This is a genomic window from Candidatus Nitrosarchaeum limnium BG20, assembly GCF_000241145.1.
In the GTDB taxonomy this organism is placed as follows: domain Archaea; phylum Thermoproteota; class Nitrososphaeria; order Nitrososphaerales; family Nitrosopumilaceae; genus Nitrosarchaeum; species Nitrosarchaeum limnae.
Genome location: NZ_AHJG01000206.1, coordinates 1 through 2,418 on the forward strand (window position 1 = coordinate 1; position 2,418 = coordinate 2,418).

At 29.3% G+C, this 2,418-nt stretch carries 3 protein-coding genes; 2 read left to right on the plus strand and 1 reads right to left on the minus strand.

Annotated elements, in window-relative coordinates; all coding sequences use genetic code 11:
- On the plus strand, positions 1–754 hold a 754-nt coding region (gene metK, locus BG20_RS07410), incomplete at its 5' end, for a methionine adenosyltransferase (RefSeq protein WP_010192985.1).
- Here the strand turns inward: metK and BG20_RS07415 are convergent.
- Positions 731–1,597, minus strand: a complete 867-nt coding sequence (locus BG20_RS07415) for an NAD-dependent epimerase/dehydratase family protein (protein WP_010192990.1) — start codon at positions 1,595–1,597, stop codon at positions 731–733. The two genes, metK and BG20_RS07415, sit on opposite strands and share 24 nt — an antisense overlap.
- 126 nt (positions 1,598–1,723) lie before the next feature.
- Between BG20_RS07415 and cbiD the strand changes: the two genes are divergently transcribed.
- Positions 1,724–2,418, plus strand: a 695-nt coding sequence (cbiD, locus tag BG20_RS07420; RefSeq protein WP_010192993.1) for a cobalt-precorrin-5B (C(1))-methyltransferase CbiD, incomplete at its 3' end; no start/stop codon positions are given.

Below are 2,418 nucleotides of genomic sequence, written 5' to 3' on the forward strand. Positions count from 1 at the left end.
CATGCCAATGCCAATATTACTTGCACATAAATTAACACAAAAGCTAGCAGAAGTTAGAAAGAATAAAGTTTTACCTTGGGTGAGACCTGATGGAAAGTCGCAGGTTTCTGTTAGATATGAAAACAACAAACCAACAAAAATTGAAACAATTGTTATTTCAACTCAACACGCACCTGAAATTTCACAAGAGCAGATAGCAAAAGAAATCATAGAAAAGGTAATCAAACCAGTTTTAGGAAATCTTTGGAATGATCAAATTAAAATTCACATTAACCCAACAGGAAAATTTGTAATTGGAGGACCACATGGTGATACAGGACTTACGGGTAGAAAAATAATTGTAGATAGTTATGGTGGGTTTGGAAGGCATGGGGGTGGGGCTTTTTCAGGAAAAGATCCTTCAAAAGTAGATAGATCTGCATGTTACATGTGTAGATATATTGCTAAAAATATTGTTGCCGCAGGATTGGCAGAAAGATGTGAGGTTCAAGTAGCATATGCAATAGGAGTAGCAGAACCAGTTTCACTTTATGTAAATACATTTGGTTCAAGTAAAATTCCAGAAAGAGAGATAGAAGAGTTGGTTAGAAAGAATTTCAATATGAAACCATCAGGTATTATCTCACAACTTGACTTGAAAAGACCAATTTATAGAAAAACATCAGCGAATGGTCATTTTGGCAGAAATGAGCCTGAATTTACATGGGAAAAAACGGATAAAGCAGATGTATTAAAGAAGGCTTCCGGACTTTAGAATTTTTTGTATCGAAGTAAATCTTATTTTGAAAAGATTTTGTAATTTTTTATGATCACCTTTAAAATCACCAATTAAAATATTCAGATCATCTACTCCAAATGCACTTTTAGAATTTGTTATAGCATCATGATAGACTGTTTCAAGATTTATTTTTTTAATTTTAGTATTTGTTTGACTAGAAAATTCTTTGACATAATTTTTAAAGGTTATTGATTCTGAACCTACAAGATCTAAAATCATATTAGATTTGTTTCGAATTATTACATCTAAGATAATTTGAGAAACATCATCAATGTAAATAGGTTGTATAGAATAATTTCCTGATCCTGGAATATTAATTTGGCCTACTTTAATTTGTTTTTTAAGATATTTTGTCAAGTGATCATTCTTGCCTATAATATAGGAGGGTCGAAAAATTACATAATTTAAATTTGAATTAATTATTTGTTTTTCTGATTTATATTTTGAGATAAAATACCCAAGTGGGGAACTTTTTGAAACTCCTAATCCACTTAGATAAACGATTTTTGGAATTTTTGACTTTATACATAGATTTATTATTTTTTTTGTAAATTCATAGTTAATAAGATTGTAATCATTATCAACTGTTTGTTTTCCAATTCCAACTAAATTTATTAGTACGTCAGAATTTTTTAATTTTGGAATGATATTTGTTTCATCATAGTTTTTTGTAATAATTTTTGTTTCATTCTTAAATTTTTTAAAATTTCTTCTCGAGACGGATATTAGTTTAATATTTTTATTTGATAGGTATTTTCTTAGATTTTTTGCTATAAACCCACTAGCTCCAGTTACAACAACTTGGGTATTTTTTACCATACTATTTAGAATAATATTTTCAATATATTCTAAAGAAATAATTACAATTTCTATAATTTAAAACAAATTCCTATTCTCAATAATTTAATCTATTAATCAAAGAAGAGTTAATACGTCAAAATAGGCATGACTGGTGTGGAAGAAATTAAAAAAGAGAAATTACGAACTGGGTTTACTACAGGCACATCAGCAACGGCAGCTGCTAAAGCAGCATTACTTTCGATAATAACACAAACAAAAATTGAAAATATAGATGTAAAATTACCTAAAGGTAGTTTTATCAAAATTCCAATTCATTTTTGCCAATTTGATGAAAATAAAGCCAGATGCTCTGTAATCAAAGATGGTGGAGATGATCCTGATGTAACTCACGGTGCAGAAATTATAGTAGATTTATTGTTTACAGATAGAATTAATGAAATTGAAATTGATGGTGGGGAAGGAGTAGGGATAGTAACCAAACCAGGATTAGGATTAGAGTTAAACAAAGCTGCAATTAATCCAGTTCCAAAAAAAATGATTAACGAAAATCTTAAAGAGATTATTGACAAACATCATTTAAAAAAAGGAATCAAAGTGATAATTTCTGTACCAAAAGGAAAAGAATTAGGTCCTAAAACAGATAATCCAAGAATAGGAATTTTAAATGGAATTTCAATTTTAGGAACAAGTGGTATTGTAATACCATTTTCAACTGCATCATATGCTGCATCAATTAGACAAAATCTTGATGTAGCAATTGCTATGGGAAATAACACTGTTGTTCTTACTACTGGGGGAAGAAGTGAAGATTTTGCAAAAAAAATCATAGATTTGCCTGA

Bases quoted from the DNA above. Each gene is read 5' to 3' on its own strand.
- BG20_RS07415 (WP_010192990.1), bottom strand. From the start codon at position 1,597: ATGGTAAAAAATACCCAAGTTGTTGTAACTGGAGCTAGTGGGTTTATA.